We start from the raw sequence: 16,841 nt of genomic DNA, 5'->3' as shown, positions 1-16,841 counted from the left end.
CCGCGACGCCGCGAGGGCGGCCCCCACGATCGGGGGCCGCCCTCGCGGCGTCGCGGGGTCGGCGCCGGTGGGGCGCCGCCCGGTGCGGCTTACGGCTCGAACTTGTAGCCCAGGCCGCGGACGGTCACCAGGTAGCGGGGCGCTCCCGGGTCGGGCTCGATCTTGGCGCGCAGCCGCTTGACGTGCACGTCGAGGGTCTTGGTGTCGCCCACGTAGTCGGCGCCCCAGACGCGGTCGATGAGCTGCATCCGGGTGAGCACGCGGCCGGCGTTGCGCAGCAACATCTCCAGCAGGTCGAACTCCTTGAGCGGCAGGTCCACCTTGCCGCCGGAGACGGTGACCACGTGCCGGTCGACGTCCATCCGCACCGGGCCCGCCTCCAGGGCGGCCGGCGTGACCTCCTCGGGCTCGCCACGGCGGCGGAGCACCGCGCGGATGCGGGCCACCAGCTCGCGGGACGAGAACGGCTTGGTGACGTAGTCGTCGGCTCCTATTTCCAGGCCGACGACCTTGTCGATCTCGCTGTCCTTGGCGGTCACCATGATGACCGGGACGTTGGAGCGCCCGCGCAACTGACGGCAGACCTCCGTGCCGGGCAGGCCGGGCAGCATGAGGTCGAGCAGCACCAGGTCGGCGCCGTTCCGCTCGAACTCGTCCAACCCTTCGGGGCCCGTTGTCGCGATGGCGACCTCAAAACCCTCCTTGCGGAGCATGTACGACAATGCGTCGCTGAACGATTCCTCGTCCTCGACAACGAGCACTCGGGTCACGGAAGGACCTCCGGGGCGAACTCAGGGGCGCGAAGCGCCTTCCAGCTACGGGTGGTGGGCGACGGGAGGGGGTTCATTGGTGAAGGTCTCATAGGAACGGTCGGGGTCCTCGTCGTCGAGGTCGTCCGGCTCGATCAAGGAGTTTCCGCCCTTGCGCCGCCCGGAGGCGGCCGCGGCCTCGACCCGGTCGCGTACGCCACCGGCTTCCGGGAGCCGCAGGGTGAAGGTGGAGCCCTGACCCTCAGCGCTCCAGACCGTGACCTCCCCGCCGTGCGAGGCGGCCACGTGCTTGACGATGGCGAGGCCGAGGCCGGTCCCGCCGGTGGCGCGCGAGCGCGCCGGGTCGACGCGGTAGAACCGCTCGAAGATCCGTTCGCGGTCCTTCTCCGAGATGCCGATGCCCTGGTCGGTCACGGCCACCTCGATGAGGTCGCCGCCGGGGGCCGCGATGCGCCGGGCGGCGATGCCGACGCGGGTGCGCGCCGGACTGTAGTTCACCGCGTTCTCCACCAGGTTGCCAAGGGCCGCGGCGAGCTGGCCGCGATTTCCCCACACGTGCAGGTCGGCGGTGCCGCCGGTGGCCATCGTGATCTGCTTGGTGCCGGCCTGGTGGCGGCAGCGGTCCATGGCCTCGGCGACGAGTTCGTCCACCCGGACCGGCTCGGCGTCCTCCAGCGGGTCGTCGTTCTGCACCCGGGAGAGGTCGATCAGCTCCTGGACCAGGCTGGTCAGCCGGGTCGCCTCGATCTGCATGCGGCCGGCGAAGCGGGTCACGGCCTCCGGGTCGTCCGAGGCGTCCATGACGGCTTCGGAGAGCAGCGACAGGGCGCCGACCGGGGTCTTGAGCTCGTGACTGACGTTGGCGACGAAGTCGCGGCGTACGGCCTCGATGCGCCGGGCCTCGGTCAGGTCCTCGACCAGCAGCAGCACCAGGCGGGAGCCGAGCGGGGCGACGCGGGCGGAGACCGCGAGGGCCTCGCCACGGCCCGTGCCACGGCGCGGCAGGTCCAGTTCCACTTGGCGTATCTCACCGTCGCGACGAGTGTCGCGGGCCATGTGCAGCATCGGTTCGACAGCGAGCTTCCCGCCTCGCACCAGACCGAGCGCGTACGCCGCCGAGCTGGCCTTGACCACCGCGTCCTCCTCGTCGAGGACGACCGCGGAGGACCGCAGCACGGAGAGCACGGTGTCGACACCGGGCGGCAGCGCGGCGTCGGTATGGAGTGAGGAGCGCGTGGGCTTCGCCTGGTCGCGCTCGCTCCAGCGGAACGCCAGCATGGCGATGACGCCGGTGCAGAGCCCGGCGATCGCTGCCACAGCGGCGATTGCCGCGTCCACGTTCATGGCTCCAGGTTAGGCGCCTGTTCGGCCCCCTCCACAGCCGAATGGGGGTCGACCAGGTGAGACGTTGCCGATAGTTCACCACGAGGACGTGACCGGTTCACTATCGAGGCTTCAGGTCGGGACGTACGACACCGCTCGGACCACGAGGGTTGCCGAGAGTTCACCGTTAGGTCGTGATGGGTTTACTTGGCGGGCCGGAACCAGACTCGTTTCGGCCACACCGTGGGAGCGTGGGGCTGACAGCCCTACGGGACCCCCAGCGAGAGAAGGTAAGTGATGCGGGACGCGTACCACGAGGAGCTCGATTCGATCGGTGAAAGTCTGGTCGAGATGGCCCGGCTCGTCGGCTCGGCGATCGGTAGGGCCACCACGGCCATGCTGGATGCGGACCTGAAGCTCGCGGAGAGCGTCATCGCCGCCGACCAGAAGGTCGACGACCTCCAGCACGACCTCGAGGCGCGGGCGATAGCCCTGCTCGCCCGCCAGCAGCCGGTCGCCACGGATCTGCGGATCGTGGTCACCAGCCTGCGGATGAGCGCCGACCTGGAGCGCTCCGGCGACCTCGCGCAGCACGTCGCGAAGCTCGCCCGGCTGCGCTTCCCCGAGTCGCCCGTCCCCCGCGACCTGGCCGCCACCATCCTGGAGATGGGCCAGCTCGCCCAGCGCCTGATGGCCAAGGCCGCCGAGGTGATCATCACCAAGGACGTGGACCTGGCGCTCCAACTGGAGCAGGACGACGACGCCATCGACATGCTCCACCGCACGCTCTTCCAGCACCTGATGGACGACCGCTGGAAGCACGGCATCGAGACGGCCGTGGACGTGACGCTCCTCGGCCGCTACTACGAGCGCTTCGCCGACCACGCGGTCTCCGTGGCCAAGCGGGTCGTCTACCTGGTCACCGGCGAGCACGCGGACGAGATCGCGCCGACCACGCCGGTCGCACCGGTCGACACCGAGTCACCGGCGTAACCCGAGTAGCCCCGCGCATCCCGGGTAACCGGGTAACCCCGCGGCCGGACCGCATCGGCCGCCGTGCGGGCGCCGGGCCCCCCTCCCTGAGCTCGGCGCCCGCCCCTCTCTCCAGCTCGCCCTCCTCCCCCTCCTGCTCTCTGCTCCCTCCTCCTTCTCCGCTCGTTCCGCGCGCCCTCCCGTGGGCCCGCGCCCCGGCCGCCCGTCCGGCCGAGGAGCGGGCCTTTGGTGCATACGGGGGTACGGGCCGGGGACCGGTCCCTGTTTCGGTACGGCTCCGCGTACGGGCCCGGACCCGGGCGTACGCGGTCGCCCCCGGGGCGTACGCGGTCGGTCCGCGTCCCGGGCCGGTCCGGGCGCCCTGAAGTGGGGGCGGAGGTTGGCTGGTGCGCGGGTCGGGGTCGGGTGGGGCCGGCGCGGGTGGTGGTGCGCGGGGCGCGGCCGGGCGGGGTGGGTCCGGCGGGCTGCCGCGCAGGTCGGGCCGGGTGGCGGGGGCGGGGTGGGGCGGGGCGGGTTTTGGTGGCGTAGCGGTGGGCGTGCGGGCATTCGCGGCGTACGCACCGCGATGCGCCTACGCGCCGCTTACGCGCCGTTCCGCGCCCCTCGGGGCGCGACGTTCACTGGAGGCTCCGCGGTACGCCTGCGAGGAGGACTTCCATGTCAGACACCCCGACCTCCAACCCCACCCCGACGGAGCGACCGACCACCCCGACCCCGGCCCGGCCACTGCTCGGCAACTGCGGGTGCGGCTCGGGTTGCCAGTGCGGCTGCCAGTCGGGCGGCCCGTGCAGTTGCTCCGGCGGCTGCAGCTAGCGGTAGGCGGCTGCGCCGCGGGTCGCGCACCACGCGCCCGTTGTCACGCCGAACGGCCTTCCACCCGCGAGGAAACCGCGAGTGGGAGGCCGTTGCGTACGGGGCGCGCGGTGAATGCCACCTTGTGCGACTCGGCTGACCGCAGCACGGTTTAGGGGGACGCTGCTCGGTGCTCTGCGCAGGACCACCTGAGAAGGGCGGTACGTCGTGGGTTCGGCCAGCCAATGGGCACGTGAGACCTTCGGAGACATAGCCGGTGAACTGGCGGACATCATCCCGGCCTGCCTCCGCCGGGCCCATGAACGCGCCCGGACCGGGCATGAGGGCGTGCACACGCAGACGCTCGAAGCCTACGGGCACGGTCTCTACGCGGTGCAGTACGAGGAACTGGCCGCCGGCCTCTCCGAACTGGGAGAAGCCGTGCGTATGCAGGGACGCACGATGATGCTCGTCCGTGGCCGCCTGATCTACCCACTCCGCTACGCGAAGAAGGATGTCCCCGTCACCACCGCGCGGCTCCGTCGAGCCTCCGGCTTCCGAGCGGACCTGATCCGCCGTCATGGCCCGCCTCCCATGCAGCAGGCACTCGACCTGGGCTTGGAAGAACTCGATGACTCCGAGGTACATCCGGACCTGGAGCTGCTCCCCGAGGACGTGCGGCTCGTCCTCGTCGCCTACGCGTGCTCGATGGAGGCGGGCGTCATGCGCGTCGAGTGGGGTTCCGCGGAGTTGCGCCGTGAGGACCGGTACCTGGTCTGGCACCGACACGAGCCGCTGCCGCCCAACGGCTGACGCCGGTCGGGGCCCGTGCCGTGCGACGGGCTCGGCCCGGGGCGGCGTCGACGCGCCGGGCGGGCGGCCCGTGGCCCGGCTACGGGAACGGCCCCCCACCGGGCGCGATGCCGCGGGTGGGGGGCCGTTCGGACGTTGGGGCCGAGGAGGCGGGGCTACTTCTTCTTGCCCTGGTTCTTGACCGCCTCGATGGCGGCCTTCGCCGCCTCCGGGTCGAGGTAGGTGCCGCCCGGGTTGGTCGGGCGGAAGTCGGCGTCCAGCTCGTAGGAGAGGGGGATGCCGGTGGGGATGTTGAGGCCCGCGATGTCGGTGTCGGAGATGCCGTCGAGGTGCTTGACCAGGGCGCGGAGGCTGTTGCCGTGCGCGGCGACCAGGACGGTGCGGCCCGCGAGGAGGTCGGGGATGATGCCGTCGTACCAGTACGGCATCATCCGCACGACGACGTCCTTGAGGCACTCCGTGCGCGGGCGCAGCTCGCTCGGGATGTCGGCGTAGCGCGGGTCGTCGCTCTGGGAGTACTCGGCGCCGTCCTCCAGCGGGGGCGGCGGGGTGTCGTACGAGCGGCGCCAGAGCATGAACTGCTCCTCGCCGAACTCGGCCAGGGTCTGCGCCTTGTCCTTGCCCTGGAGCGCGCCGTAGTGCCGCTCGTTCAGCCGCCAGGAGCGGTGCACGGGAATCCAGTGTCGGTCGGCGGCTTCCAGGGCGAGCTGCGCGGTGCGGATGGCGCGCTTCTGGAGCGAGGTGTGGACCACGTCGGGCAGGAGGCCGGCCTCCGTCAGCAGCTCACCGCCGCGGACCGCCTCCTTCTCGCCCTTGTCGTTGAGGTTGACGTCCACCCAGCCGGTGAACAGGTTCTTCGCGTTCCACTCGCTCTCGCCGTGGCGGAGGAGGATCAGCTTGTACGGTGCGTCGGCCATGCCCCGAGCGTAATGGACGCCCCATGGCGGGCCGCTGCCCGCCCGGTCGGCCGGGCGGGCTCCGGACGGCCGGTTCGGCGGCTCGCGCGGGGCGTGGGCAGCCGCGTGACCAGCGCGACAGTTGACGGTTTCTGCCAAATGACTGGAAGTCGAGAGCCCGTTCGACGTAAGTTACGGATGCGGGTAGAGACTCTTACACAGCATTCCGCGCTCCTGGACTCCCACCCGCTCCCCCACATTCATCCGTTGTTGCGCCCCCTCGGAGGATTGTCATGTCCGCTACCGCCATGAGACGGGCCGTGCGCGAGAGCGTGTCCGGTCTGCCGCGGGAGTTCTGGTGGCTGTGGACCAGCACCCTGGTGAACCGCCTCGGCGGCTTCGTCGCCACGTTCATGGCGCTCTACCTCACGTTGGAGCGCGGCTACTCGGCCACGTTCGCCGGGCTCGTCGCCGCGCTGCACGGGCTCGGCAGCGTGGTCTCGTCGCTGGGCGCGGGCGTGATGACCGACCGGCTCGGGCGGCGGCCCACGATGCTGATCGCCCAGCTCTCCACCGCCGTGTCGGTGGCCGTGCTCGGCTTCATGACGCACCCGGTGGCGATCGCCGCGGTGGCCTTCGTCGTCGGGATGGCCAGCAACGCGTCGCGGCCCGCCGTGCAGGCGATGATGGCCGACATCGTGCGCCCCGAGGACCGGGTCCGGGCCTTCGCCCTCAACTACTGGGCCATCAACCTGGGCTTCGCGTTCTCCTCCATGGGCGCGGGCTTCATCGCCGAGTACAGCTACCGGGCCGGGTTCGTCGGCGAGGCCGTCATGACGCTGATCTGCGCCGTGCTGGTCTTCATCAAGCTGCCCGAGTCGCGTCCTCCGCGCGCCAAGGACGCCAGCGGCGCCGATGTCGAGCCGGAGGTCGGGCTCGGCATGGTGCTGCGCGACGGCCGCTTCATGAGCGTCGTCGGGCTGTCCTTCCTCATCGCCCTGATCTTCCAGCAGGGTTACGTGGCGCTGCCGGTGGCGATGGGCGCCGACGGGTTCTCCAGCTCCGACTTCGGCGTGGCGATCGCCGTCAACGGCATCCTGATCGTGGCCCTCCAGATCCCGGTCACCCGCTACATCGAGCACCGCGATCCGCAGCGGCTGCTGATCATCTCCTCGCTGCTGGCCGGCTACGGGTTCGGGCTCACCGCGTTCGCCGGGTCGATCGGGGTGTACGCGCTGACCGTGTGCGTCTGGACGCTGGCCGAGATCGTCAACTCCCCCACCCAGATGGGCCTGGTCGTCCGCCTCTCGCCCACCCACGGCCGGGGCCGCTACCAGGGCATGTACACCATGTCGTGGTCGGTGGCCGCGCTCGCCGCGCCGCTGATCGCCGGTCAGGTCATCGACCGGTACGGCGCCGAGTGGCTGTGGGGCGGCTGCGCGGTCGTCGGCTCGGCCGCGGCGCTCGGCTACTGGCTGCTGATGCGCGCCCTGCCGGCGGAGGACGCGGCGGCGGACGCGGTGGTGGAGGTGCTCAAGCCGGGCGCCGGGGCGGCGGGCGCCGTGGACGCGCCGGTGGCGCCCGGCGCGGAGCCGGCGGGCGCGCCCGCCGCCCCGTGAGCCGGCCGATCCGTGAGCCCGCCGCCCCGTGAGCCGGCCGGCCGCTAGTACGGGCCCGCCCGACCCGGCGTACGGCTGACGGCCGTACGGGACCGGGCCGGGCGGGCCGTTGCCCGCGGGTCGTCACCGGCGGGTCGGTGGGACGTCACCGGCGGGTCGCCCGCGGGTTGTCACCGGTGGGCCGTCACGGGCCGTCACGGGTCAGGTCGACGGCGGGTGTGGGCCGGGGCCGCTGCCGGGCCGTGCTGGGTCAGCCGCACTTGGGCAGGTGCGAGTGGCGGATGTTGGTGGCGTCGTGCGAGACGTGGCCCTTGACGCCGTCGACGTCGAAGCGGACCCAGTACCACCACTTGTCGTCCGCGCCCCAGCGCTTACACGAGGCGAGGATCGTGTCGTCCTCGTAGGTGACCCCGATCTTGTTCTGGAAGGGGTTCACCTTCTCCCAGATCGAGTGCCCGCCGTGCACCGTGCCCCGGACAGAGGTGACGGAGACCTCCGACCGGTCAGTGGCGGCGGCGACAGCGGTGGCGCTGGTCGCGGTGGCGGCCGGTGCCGCCGTGGCCAGCGTTCCCGCCGCGAGGCCGAGCGCGGCCACCGCGGTGGCCATCCTTGCCCTGTTCATGGTCCAACCCCCTGGAAGTGGGACGGGTCGAGTGGAGCGGTGCCTGCCGCGGCGCTGTCGAGTCTCGCGGACGACGCCCGGCCGGTGGTGCGCAGCGCGTGCCCGACCGTTAGCGCTCGGCGCACACCGTCGGCGCCCCGGCCAGCCGCCGGTACTCGCCCGGTGAGAGCCCGTACGCCGCCCTAAACGCCCGGTTGAAGTCGGCCGGTCGCGGAAAGCCCCAGGTGGCGCCGATGGCGCGGACGGTACGCCGGGAGAGGGCCGGGTCGGCGAGGTCGCGCCGGCAGCGATCGAGGCGCCGGGCGCGTATCCAGCCGGCGACCCCGAGCCCCACCGGTTCGAAGAGCCGGTGCAGGGAGCGCAGCGAGACGTGGTGCGCGGCGGCGACGGCCGCCGGGGAGAGGTCCGCGTCGCCGAGGTGCCGCTCGATGAACGCCTGCACGCACAGGAGTTGGGTCTCCCGGCCGCCGGCGGCCACGGCCGCGCCGGGGCGCCGCTCGTACTGTCGGCTGAGCAGGGCCGTCAGCAGGTCGGTGAGGACGAGGCCGAGCCGGCCCGCGTCGGTCGCGGTGTACGGGGCGACCCCCGCTCCGGCGGGGCGGGCGACGGCGTCGATGAACTGCCGCAGCAGCACCCCGACCGGGTCGTCCGGCGGCACCCGCGTGCCGAGCAGCCCGTCCGCCCGGTCGCGGTCCATCGGCAGCAGTTCCCGTGGCACCTGGACGACCACCGACGAGGCGGCCATCTCGCCGGTGCGGATCTCGGCGGTGAAGGAGTGGGAGGAGTCGTAGAAGAGCAGTTCGCCGTGGCCGAGCGCCAGTTCCCGGTCCCGCCAGGTGATGCACTGGCGCCCGCCGCGTACCAGGGCGAGCTGGTACAGCTCGGGGTCGGCGGCCCGGATGAGCGCCGGCGTGCGCCGCGAGCGCAGGCTCTGGTACGTCATGGCCGACACCTGCACGGGCCCGAGGCCGCCCGCGCGCAGCGTGGCCCGGAAGTCCGCGGCGCGGTCGCTGTCCATGAGCGTCCTGAGCACCGCCTTGCCGCTCAACTCCCGCCAGGCGTCGAAGCGTTGGTCTGCCGGCAGGTCATCACCCCGGAACACCACGGACAGCACGCCGGCCCCCTTCGCCCGTCGCGATCCCCCACGCGTCGGCGACGACCGTAGGCACGCCCGGCGACGGAAGGCTGCATGCCGGATGAACCAGACATGTCCCGACGGGCGAGGGTCCGGAGTTACGGGGATACGGGGTGACGGGGTGACGGGGTTACGCGGGGTCGGACGCCGGGCCGCCGCCGCCCGGGCCGCCGCGCTCCGCGTCCGGGGCCGACCGCCCCTCGCCGGTCAGGTGGGTGAAGGCGGCGAGGTTGCGGGTGGACTCGCCACGGGCGGTGCGCCACGCGTACTCCTTGCGGATCGCCGACGCGAACCCCAGCTCAAGGAGGGTGTTGAAGCTGGCGTCGGCGTTCTCCAGGACGGTGCCGAGCAGCCGGTCGATCTCGTCCGGGGTCACCGCGGCCAGCGGGAGGCGGCCGACCAGGTAGATGTCGCCGAGCCGGTCGATGGCGTAACTCACCCCGTACAGGCGGGTGTTGCGCTCCAGGAGCCAGCGGTGCACGGCCGCGTCGTTCTCGTCGGGGTGTCGGATGACGAAGGCGTTGACGGACAGCGAGTGTCGCCCGACGCGCAGCGAGCAGGTGGTGGAGAGCTTGCGGGTGCCGGGCAGGGTCACGACGTACGCGCCGTCGGCCGCCCGCTCCCACTCCAGCTCCGCTCCGCGCAGGGTGCTCTCGATGACGGCTTCCGCGTCGTTGACCGGGCCGGCTTCCGCGTGGTTACCCATGCGTAGATCGTAGGCGACCGCGCCGCTCGTGCAGCGCCGCGCCGTAGACGTCGGCGGTCGCGGCGGCTGCCGCGTCCCAGCCGAAGGACTGCGCGTGGCGCGCGGCGGAGGCGCCCATGCGGGCGGCGAGGTCGGGGGCGGTGACGAAGCGGTGCAGCATGCGCGCGTAGTCGGCGGGGTCGTGGCCGTCGACGAGGAAGCCGCTGACGCCGTCCCGCACGGCCACCGGCAGCCCGCCGACGGCCGCCGCGATCACCGGCGTCCCGCACGCCTGCGCCTCGGCCGCGACCAGGCCGAACGACTCGCTGTACGAGGGCATGACCAGCACGGACGCCGCGCGGTACCAGTCGGCTAGCCGCTCCTGTCCGACCGGCGGCCGGAACTGGACCAGGTCCGCGATGCCCAGCCGGGCGGCGAGCTTCTGCAACCCCTCCGGCTTGGCCAGGCCGCTGCCGCTCGGGCCGCCGACGACGGGGAGCACGACGCGGTCGCGCAGCGACGGGTGCTCGGTGAGCAGGTGGGCCACGGCCCGCAGCACGACGTCCGGGGCCTTGAGCGGCTGGATGCGCCCGGCGAACAGCGGCACCAGGGCGTGCTGCGGCAGCCCGAGCCGCTCCCGGGCGGCGGCCCGGCTGGCGGCGACGGCCTCGGGGGAGGTCTCGGGGGACGTCTCGCGGTAGACGTCGAGGGCGGACGTGGCCAGGTGCTGGTGTGGCGGCGCGGGACGGAAGCGGTCGAGGTTGACGCCGGGGTGGACGACGGCGACCTTGTGCGGCTCCGACTCGTAGTGCCGTACGAGTTCGCCCGCCTCCTCGGCGGTGTTGGCGATGAGCCGGTCGGCGGCCCGGACGATCTGCGTCTCGCCGATGACGCGGGCGGCGGGTTCGGGGGTGTCGCCGGCGGCGAGCGCGGCGTTCTTGACCTTGGCCATGGTGTGCATCGCGTGCACGAGCGGGGTGCCCCAGCGCTGGGCGGCGAGCCAGCCGACGTGGCCGGAGAGCCAGTAGTGGGAGTGGACGAGGTCGTAGTGGCCCGGGCGGTGGCCGGCCCAGACCTGCATGACGCCGTGCGTGAAGGCGCAGAGCTGCGCGGGCAGGTCCTCCTTGGCCAGCCCCTCGTACGGGCCCGCGTCCACGTGCCGGACGAGGACGCCGGGGGCCAGTTCCACGGTGGGTGGCAGGGCGCCGGTGGTGGCGCGGGTGAAGATCTCCACCTCGATGTCGATGGCCGCGAGCCGCCTGGCCAGCTCGACGATGTACACGTTCATGCCGCCCGCGTCGCCGGTGCCCGGCTGGTGCAGCGGCGAGGTGTGGACGCTGAGCATCGCTATCCGGCGTGGCACCGAGCGCCCGAACGTCCGGGGACGCCGGGCCGCCGCCCTGCTCAGCAGGCCACTGCGCGGCTTCGGAAGCGGCGACCGGGAGCCTTGCCGAGGTGCGTACTGACTCACCGCGCGTGGCCTCCTTAGACGGCGTGAGGTCCCTCCGGACGACTGCAACAGCGGAATACATCGTTCCCATTTCCATTTTGCCAAGTTGTTACGCGGGCTGGCCGGGCGCGGTGCCTCCGGCCGGAATCGGCCGTCGGGGAGCGGTGAGGCGCGAGCCGTCGCGCCGGCGCGTTGTCCGGCCCCGGGCCGAGGGGGCGGGCGGGGCGCCTGGACCGGCGTGCGCCGGCGCTGGCGCGCGGGGCGGCTAGGCTCGCCCGTATGCCGCCCCGTACCCCGCACCGTCCCGTGGGGTCGGTGACCCGCGGCACCACCAACCCGAACCGGCTGCGCCGCATGGACCGCTGGATCGTCGCCACCCACGGGCGGGAGCTGCGCCGCGGCGACGACCCGGTGGCGGTCGACCTGGGCTACGGGGCCGCGCCGTGGACCGCCGTCGAACTGCTCGGCCGGCTGCGCACGGTACGGTCCGACGCCGAGGTCGTCGGCGTCGAGATCGACCCGGCGCGGGTCGCGGCGGCCCGGGCCTACGAACGCCCGGGGCTGCGCTTCGCGCACGGCGGCTTCGAGGTGCCGCTGCCGGGCCCGGCCGGGCGTGCGCCGGTGCTCATCCGGGCGGCGAACGTGTTGCGGCAGTACGACGAGGACGAGGTGGCCGCCGTGTGGCGGCGCCTGTGCGCCCGGCTCGCGCCCGGCGGACTGCTGGTCGAGGGCACGTGTGACGAGATCGGCCGCCGCCACGTGTGGGTGGCCCTCGACCGCACCGGCCCGCGCTCGGTCACCTTCGCGGCCCGCCTCGCGTCCCTGGAGCATCCGTCCGACCTGGCCGAACGCCTGCCGAAGGCGCTGATCCACCGCAACGTGCCGGGCGAGCCCGTGCACGCCTTCCTCCGCGACTTCGACCGCGCCTGGGCGGCGAGCGCCCCCTACGGCGCGCTCAGCGCCCGCCAACGCTGGATCCGCTCCGTCCGCCTGCTCGCCCCGGACTGGCCCCTCACGGACGGCCCCACCCGCTGGCGCCAGGGCGAGGTCACGGTGGCGTGGGAGGCGCTGGCGCCGGGTGGGTGAGGCTCTGGGGGGTGGGACTCTCTTCTCGGTCTTTCCCGGCCCCGTCAGGCCGGGGAACGTCGCAGCCCCCTACTGGCCGCAGGGGGCTGCGTGGATGAACTCTCCGCACGGCGTTGGTGGCGCCTCGGACTACGTGAGCCCTCGGTGCCGTGTCCATTCCTGAGCTGCCGTAACCATGGCGCCTAGCCATGACTCGTCAGGCCGGCCCTCCGCTCGCGTGACCCACATCCGGTATGTGGCGCGAGCGAAGGCGTCCAGGGCCGCGGGATCGGCCTTCGCCCACCCTTCGCATTGACCGGCCCACGTCTCGGCCTGCGCCGGCGTGTGACCGGTGGAGATGAGTTGCACGACCATGCAGGCCGGGTCGATGAACGCGACCCCCAGTGTGGGCCAGGACCAGTCCACGAGCCACGAACGCCCGTCACCGACCATGACGTTGCTGGGGTGGATATCCGCGTGCAGGAGCGTCCCGCCGCGGAAAAGTCGTGCCGCCTCGGGTTCGGTGAAGCGATCCCACCGGTTCTCCGCCCACGTTCGCGCCACGTCGGGCGCGGGCAGCGTGCGAAGGTGATTGATCAGCTCAGCTACGACCGACAGGTCTGGAGAGCCGGTGGTGAAGTCCGCTCGGCGCCCGGAGACGACTTCGTATCCGAGGACGATCCAGTCATCGTTTTCCGCTTCCCACACGAGTGCCGGCGCGATCGGGCGAACGGTGGACGCAATGGCCCGCTCTCGCAGGATCGAGCTGCGCCGGCCGCCCTGGCGGTTGCGCATGGCCTTGACGAAGAACGGACCCTTCTCGCACTCGACCACGGCCGTGAGATCCGCCTCAAAGCCCCTCTCGGTGCGGCCTACGGAGGTGCGGTTTCCCGTGAACGGATGGATGAGAGACCAGAACTCTGGTCCGGGGCGTTCGTGTTGCATGCTCAGTTCCTTGGATGACATGCGCTGCCCGGGTACCCGGGCCTGCATTCCTCGTTGGGGTCGCAGCCAGGGTCGCACCTGTCGGGGTCGCACAGCTTCCCTCCGCGAACCGCGTGGCGGATACGCAACCGCGCGTCGGCCATCTCCGGGCCGCCGAGGATATCGACCAGCTCAGCGGTACGGACGTTCCCCACGCTCATCCACTCGGCGGAGAACACGCAGGGCGACACGTTGCCGTTGGGGTCGATCGCGGCCTTACCGTTCCCGCATTGGCCGCACAGCCCGGACACGTCAGGTGCCTGGTCCTGGGCCCCGCGGCCGTAGGGCCGCTCGTGGTCCACGCCAACCCGCGTGACACCCAGTTCCGCTAGGTCTCGCTTGGCCTGCTCGACACGCTGCCCCTCGGTGATCGCCACAATGCCGGCGCGCAGGGGGGTGCCGAGCCGCACAGCCTTGACGATGTTGTTCCGCGTTCGCTGGAAGCTGGGGCGCCCCGTGATGGCCTGGTGCTCGTCGGCCCGGTCCGAGTACCACGAAGTGGCCAGCGAAGCGCCCTCACGCTGGAGCTGCGTCCACCACGCGTCAGAGACGTGCACGAGGTTGCTGTAGACCTCGACGGCCAGGCCCCGCGTCAGCGCCTGGTCCGCGAGGACCAGGGCGTCAGGGTGCAGCATCGGCTCTCCGCCGATGAGTTGTACACGCTGCACGCCGCCCGCTACGGCCTGCTCGAGCACGCCTAGCCAGTCCTCGCGCGACATCTCCCCGTGCGACCCGTTCGCGTCCGAGGAGTTGTAGCAGTGGACGCAGTTGAGCTGGCAGCGCCTCGTGAGGTCGAGCCAAAGGAACTGCGTAGGCCGCGGGGCCTGGTTGATCGCCGGTCCCTCGATGATCGTTGTCACTTACCCTCCACACCTCGTTCCTCAGCGCGAGGGCCCCCCACGCTGTCGTGCGCTTGCTAACCCGCTGCCGTGGCGCCTCCCGAGTGGCGCCACGGCAGCGGGAGTCTGGGGTAGTGCTGTGCGACCCTGACCCGAAACGGTCGCCATGGGTAGTACGAACTGCACCCGAAAGCACATGCGGTTTCGCTGGTTCCCTCAGGGTTCACGCGAGCACGGGGTCGGAGCGCCGCCGCCATCCAGCCAGAGGAACTCCGTACGGCGCTCGACGCGAGACAGCCTTGCCCCGATGACGGACGTCACGGGCGCTCCTTCTCCGTCAGGTACTTCGCCGGTACGACGCGTCGATCCGTGGCCGCGCACTCGCCAAGCGCTCACCCCCCGCCCCACGCGGCCCGTGCCGCCGCCGCGAGGTCCGTGGCCAGTTGGGAAGGGCTGGCCACGTGCCGGCCCTTCCAACCGCGCGGCACCACCCACCGCACACCCGCCCCCACCTCGGGCCGACCGGCCTGGGGCACGGCCAGGAGCCCGCTCGCGACATGCCGTACGCCGGGCACGCGCCAGGCGGTGCGGTACACGGCGGCCTCCTCGGCGGGCAGCAGCCAGACCGCGTGCTGGGCCGTGGCGATGTGGGCGGCCTTCTCCGTACCGTTCGTCCGCATCCACGCGCCGAGGTCGGCGGGGGCGCGGACGGCCTCCAACTGGACGCCGATGGCCAACAGATGAAAGCCGCGACCGGCTGGCGGGGCCCACGCGTACGCCCCGGAGCGGGGCCTCCGCGCTACCACCCGGCCACCCCCGCTGCCTCCCGCCGCACCTCGGGGCCCATCACGGCGTGCGCACACGTCGGGTGGGACTCCAGGTGCTGGAGCGGGTCGCCCCGGCGTAACCGTCCCACCGTGGTCACCATGGACGCCCGGTCCATGGCGCGCCCGCACACCGCGCACTGCGGCGCCAGTCCCGCGGGCCCGTGCGCGCGCACCACGGCGGTTCCCAACACGGCGGCCAGCAGGTGCGACTGCGTCACGTAGGACCCGGACCACGCGGCGGGGACGTGCCACCGGGGCCCGCCCCCGTCACACAGGTGACCAGCCGGCACACCCACGTAGTGCACGGTGGGCCCGGCCGTCAGCACGGTGACGTGTTGGCGCAACCGCTCCCAGTCGTCGTACGGAGCCCGCGCCGCCTCACCCGGCGGGACCAGCCAGTGCACGCTGCCCGTGCGCGAGTCCACGATCGCGGCGCTGCGCTCGATCGCGTCGAGAAACCCGAACGCCCAGCGTGCGGTGCGGGTATCGGTGCGGACGGCATCCCAGTGCCGGCCGGCGGGCAACACGGTTAGGCGGTCGCAAGGGGGTGGAGTCCAGTCGAGGTCATTCACGGAACTCTCCGAATTTTTTTCCGGTGGTGGGAGTTATCCGAGGTGTTGGGCTTGTGCGTACGGACGGTGGCGCGAGGCTGCGCTGGGACGTGGAGGCGCTTCGTTCCGCGCGGGACGATCACCAAACGGTGTAATTGCTGGTGCGGAGGCCGTAGCGGTACCCACCTCGACCTTGGGGTCGCGACAAAACAACGCATGTGATAGGTCGCCGCAGCGTTCTGCCATCTGGACACCGAGATTCCAGCATCCGGCGCGGGGCGCCTAGTGCGATACGTAGGGGCAACTCCCCAGCGAGGACCACTTGGGCTGCCGGAGCCCCACGCGCGGAGGCAAGATGGCCCCATGGGCATCGGGGAACTGATCCGCGAGCTACGTTCGGCGCTCGGCTGGTCGCAGGGGCGCTTGGCGTCGGAAATCAACAAACAGTTCGGGACCACACTGAGCCGGGAGTACGTGAGCGGCTGGGAGTGTTCGAAGCATGAGCCGGGGGCGTTCTATCTACGCGCCCTTTCGGCGGTCCTTGACGTCCCCCTAGCTGTCCTGGAGAGCGAAATGGAGCGGCGTACCTTTCTCACCGATGTCGCCGGCGTCGCCATAGCGCCCGTGGTGGCCTCGGACCTGCTGTCCCAAGGGTTCGCCGCCCGGCTTCGCGGGGGCCCGTCGGCAGACGACTGGGAGGGCAAGCTCTCCGCCTACGGCACGGACTACATGTCCATGGGTGCGGCCGATATTCAGCGGCGCGTATCCGGGGAACTCGTAGTCGTACAGCAACAGTTGGACGCACCCCAGCTTTGGTCCGTGGCCGCACGGCTCATGACCCTCTACGCCAAGACGTTCCCCGGCTCGGACGGCTCCAAGGCGGTCTACTGGTATCGGATGGCGGCCAGGGCCGCAGACGAGTCGGGGGACGAGTCAGCGCGGGTGTGGGTGCGCGGGCGGGCCGCTGTCGCCCTGGGGTACGAGGGGGCCTCGCTGCCGGTGGCCGACATGATCGCCGACCAGGCGGTGGCCATCTCGGACCGGCCCTCGCTCGGCCTCCTCAACGCCATCTACGGGAAAGCACACGCGGCGGCCTTGCGGGGCGACCACGCTGCGGCGCTCGCACTCGATGCCCGTGGGCAGCGCGTTTTCGACGCGGTGGGCTCGTACGAACAGACCTCGGACTACGCCGTTCCGTACTGGCGGCTGAACGTCTTCCGGTCCCTCCTCCTGGCTCGCCTCGGGGACGAGAAGGGCGCCGTCGAAGCGCAGGAACGAGCACACCGCGAACTCCCCGCTACGCTTCCCCGGTTCGCCACCCACCTGGCACTTCACCAGGGGCTGATGTTGGCCCGTTCCGGGGACAGGGCCGGTGGGATTGCGGTCGCGCGGGCGGCCATGGAAGCCCTGCCGCCGGCGAAGCACTCGCTCACGTTGCGGATGTTGTTGGCCGAAGTGCACGCGTAGGGAAAGGCGC

17 protein-coding genes are annotated in these 16,841 nt (G+C 72.1%); 6 read left to right on the top strand and 11 right to left on the bottom strand.

Annotated features, from left to right (window positions below; genetic code table 11):
* Positions 1 to 89 precede the first annotated feature (89 nt).
* Together H7H31_RS19630 and H7H31_RS19625 are read right to left on the bottom strand one after the other, a co-directional pair.
* Positions 90 to 770, bottom strand: a complete 681-nt coding sequence (locus tag H7H31_RS19630) for a response regulator transcription factor (RefSeq protein ID WP_142217884.1) — start codon at positions 768 to 770, stop codon at positions 90 to 92.
* A 45-nt stretch (positions 771 to 815) separates the two neighbouring features.
* A complete protein-coding gene (locus tag H7H31_RS19625; protein ID WP_187062170.1) occupies positions 816 to 2,114 on the bottom strand; it encodes a sensor histidine kinase in 1,299 nt (432 codons plus the stop codon).
* A gap of 276 nt (positions 2,115 to 2,390) precedes the next feature.
* Between H7H31_RS19625 and phoU the strand changes: the two genes are divergently transcribed.
* The 3 genes from phoU to H7H31_RS19610 all read left to right on the top strand — a co-directional run bounded on the left by phoU (position 2,391) and on the right by H7H31_RS19610 (position 4,691).
* Entirely contained in the window at positions 2,391 to 3,086 is a 696-nt protein-coding gene (gene phoU / locus H7H31_RS19620; RefSeq protein WP_176162332.1) for a phosphate signaling complex protein PhoU, read from the top strand.
* 657 nt (positions 3,087 to 3,743) lie between these two features.
* The gene (locus H7H31_RS19615) at positions 3,744 to 3,899 is read left to right on the top strand and encodes a hypothetical protein (RefSeq protein ID WP_187063233.1); all 156 of its coding nucleotides are present in this window, start codon (positions 3,744 to 3,746) and stop codon (positions 3,897 to 3,899) included.
* A 207-nt stretch (positions 3,900 to 4,106) separates the two neighbouring features.
* Positions 4,107 to 4,691 carry a hypothetical protein gene (locus H7H31_RS19610; protein ID WP_187063232.1) on the top strand — a complete coding sequence of 195 codons (585 nt, stop codon included), beginning with the start codon at positions 4,107 to 4,109 and terminating at the stop codon, positions 4,689 to 4,691.
* Between the two features lie 155 nt (positions 4,692 to 4,846).
* On the opposite strand, the gene H7H31_RS19605 is transcribed toward H7H31_RS19610, so the two are convergent.
* Positions 4,847 to 5,608, bottom strand: a complete 762-nt coding sequence (locus tag H7H31_RS19605; protein ID WP_176162336.1) for a phosphoglyceromutase — start codon at positions 5,606 to 5,608, stop codon at positions 4,847 to 4,849.
* A 272-nt stretch (positions 5,609 to 5,880) separates the two neighbouring features.
* On the opposite strand from H7H31_RS19605, the gene H7H31_RS19600 reads away from it, so the two are divergent.
* A complete protein-coding gene (locus H7H31_RS19600) occupies positions 5,881 to 7,206 on the top strand; it encodes an MDR family MFS transporter (RefSeq protein WP_187063231.1) in 1,326 nt (441 codons plus the stop codon).
* A 250-nt stretch (positions 7,207 to 7,456) separates the two neighbouring features.
* On the opposite strand, the gene H7H31_RS19595 is transcribed toward H7H31_RS19600, so the two are convergent.
* The 4 genes from H7H31_RS19595 to H7H31_RS19580 form a co-directional block, all read right to left on the bottom strand.
* Positions 7,457 to 7,828 (bottom strand): hypothetical protein, encoded by a 372-nt coding sequence (locus tag H7H31_RS19595; RefSeq protein ID WP_187063230.1) that lies wholly within the window; start codon positions 7,826 to 7,828, stop codon positions 7,457 to 7,459.
* 109 nt (positions 7,829 to 7,937) lie between these two features.
* Positions 7,938 to 8,942: a helix-turn-helix domain-containing protein gene (locus tag H7H31_RS19590; RefSeq protein ID WP_187063229.1), complete on the bottom strand. Its 1,005-nt coding sequence runs from the start codon at positions 8,940 to 8,942 to the stop codon at positions 7,938 to 7,940.
* Between the two features lie 151 nt (positions 8,943 to 9,093).
* Positions 9,094 to 9,669, bottom strand: coding sequence for a type III secretion system chaperone family protein (locus H7H31_RS19585; RefSeq protein ID WP_187063228.1), 576 nt, complete (start codon positions 9,667 to 9,669; stop codon positions 9,094 to 9,096).
* On the bottom strand, positions 9,662 to 11,119 hold the full coding sequence (locus H7H31_RS19580) for a glycosyltransferase (RefSeq protein ID WP_372454933.1): 1,458 nt from the start codon (positions 11,117 to 11,119) through the stop codon (positions 9,662 to 9,664). The genes H7H31_RS19585 and H7H31_RS19580 overlap by 8 nt, the downstream gene beginning before the upstream one ends.
* Positions 11,120 to 11,377: 258 nt before the next feature.
* Here H7H31_RS19580 and H7H31_RS19575 point away from each other — a divergent pair, with 258 nt between their 5' ends.
* Positions 11,378 to 12,184: a class I SAM-dependent methyltransferase gene (locus tag H7H31_RS19575; RefSeq protein WP_187063226.1), complete on the top strand. Its 807-nt coding sequence runs from the start codon at positions 11,378 to 11,380 to the stop codon at positions 12,182 to 12,184.
* Between the two features lie 129 nt (positions 12,185 to 12,313).
* Here the strand turns inward: H7H31_RS19575 and H7H31_RS19570 are convergent, their stop codons facing one another.
* The 4 genes from H7H31_RS19570 to H7H31_RS19555 all read right to left on the bottom strand — a co-directional run bounded on the left by H7H31_RS19570 (position 12,314) and on the right by H7H31_RS19555 (position 15,340).
* Positions 12,314 to 13,129: a phosphotransferase gene (locus H7H31_RS19570; RefSeq protein ID WP_232109967.1), complete on the bottom strand. Its 816-nt coding sequence runs from the start codon at positions 13,127 to 13,129 to the stop codon at positions 12,314 to 12,316.
* The gene (locus H7H31_RS19565; protein ID WP_232109966.1) at positions 13,111 to 14,007 is read right to left on the bottom strand and encodes a radical SAM/SPASM domain-containing protein; all 897 of its coding nucleotides are present in this window, start codon (positions 14,005 to 14,007) and stop codon (positions 13,111 to 13,113) included. Before H7H31_RS19565 ends, H7H31_RS19570 begins: the two co-directional genes overlap by 19 nt.
* Before the next feature lie 371 nt (positions 14,008 to 14,378).
* Positions 14,379 to 14,723 (bottom strand): hypothetical protein, encoded by a 345-nt coding sequence (locus H7H31_RS19560; RefSeq protein WP_187063224.1) that lies wholly within the window; start codon positions 14,721 to 14,723, stop codon positions 14,379 to 14,381.
* A gap of 62 nt (positions 14,724 to 14,785) precedes the next feature.
* Positions 14,786 to 15,340 (bottom strand): hypothetical protein, encoded by a 555-nt coding sequence (locus H7H31_RS19555; RefSeq protein WP_187063223.1) that lies wholly within the window; start codon positions 15,338 to 15,340, stop codon positions 14,786 to 14,788.
* A 387-nt stretch (positions 15,341 to 15,727) separates the two neighbouring features.
* Here H7H31_RS19555 and H7H31_RS19550 point away from each other — a divergent pair, with 387 nt between their 5' ends.
* Positions 15,728 to 16,831, top strand: coding sequence for a helix-turn-helix domain-containing protein (locus H7H31_RS19550; RefSeq protein ID WP_187063222.1), 1,104 nt, complete (start codon positions 15,728 to 15,730; stop codon positions 16,829 to 16,831).
* The last annotated feature ends 10 nt before the right edge of the window (positions 16,832 to 16,841 follow it).

Source organism: Streptomyces buecherae (genome assembly GCF_014295035.1).
In the GTDB taxonomy this organism is placed as follows: Bacteria; Actinomycetota; Actinomycetes; order Streptomycetales; family Streptomycetaceae; genus Streptomyces; species Streptomyces youssoufiensis.
Note: the sequence above shows the minus strand (reverse complement) of the source record. Positions and strands in the feature narration are given on the sequence as shown.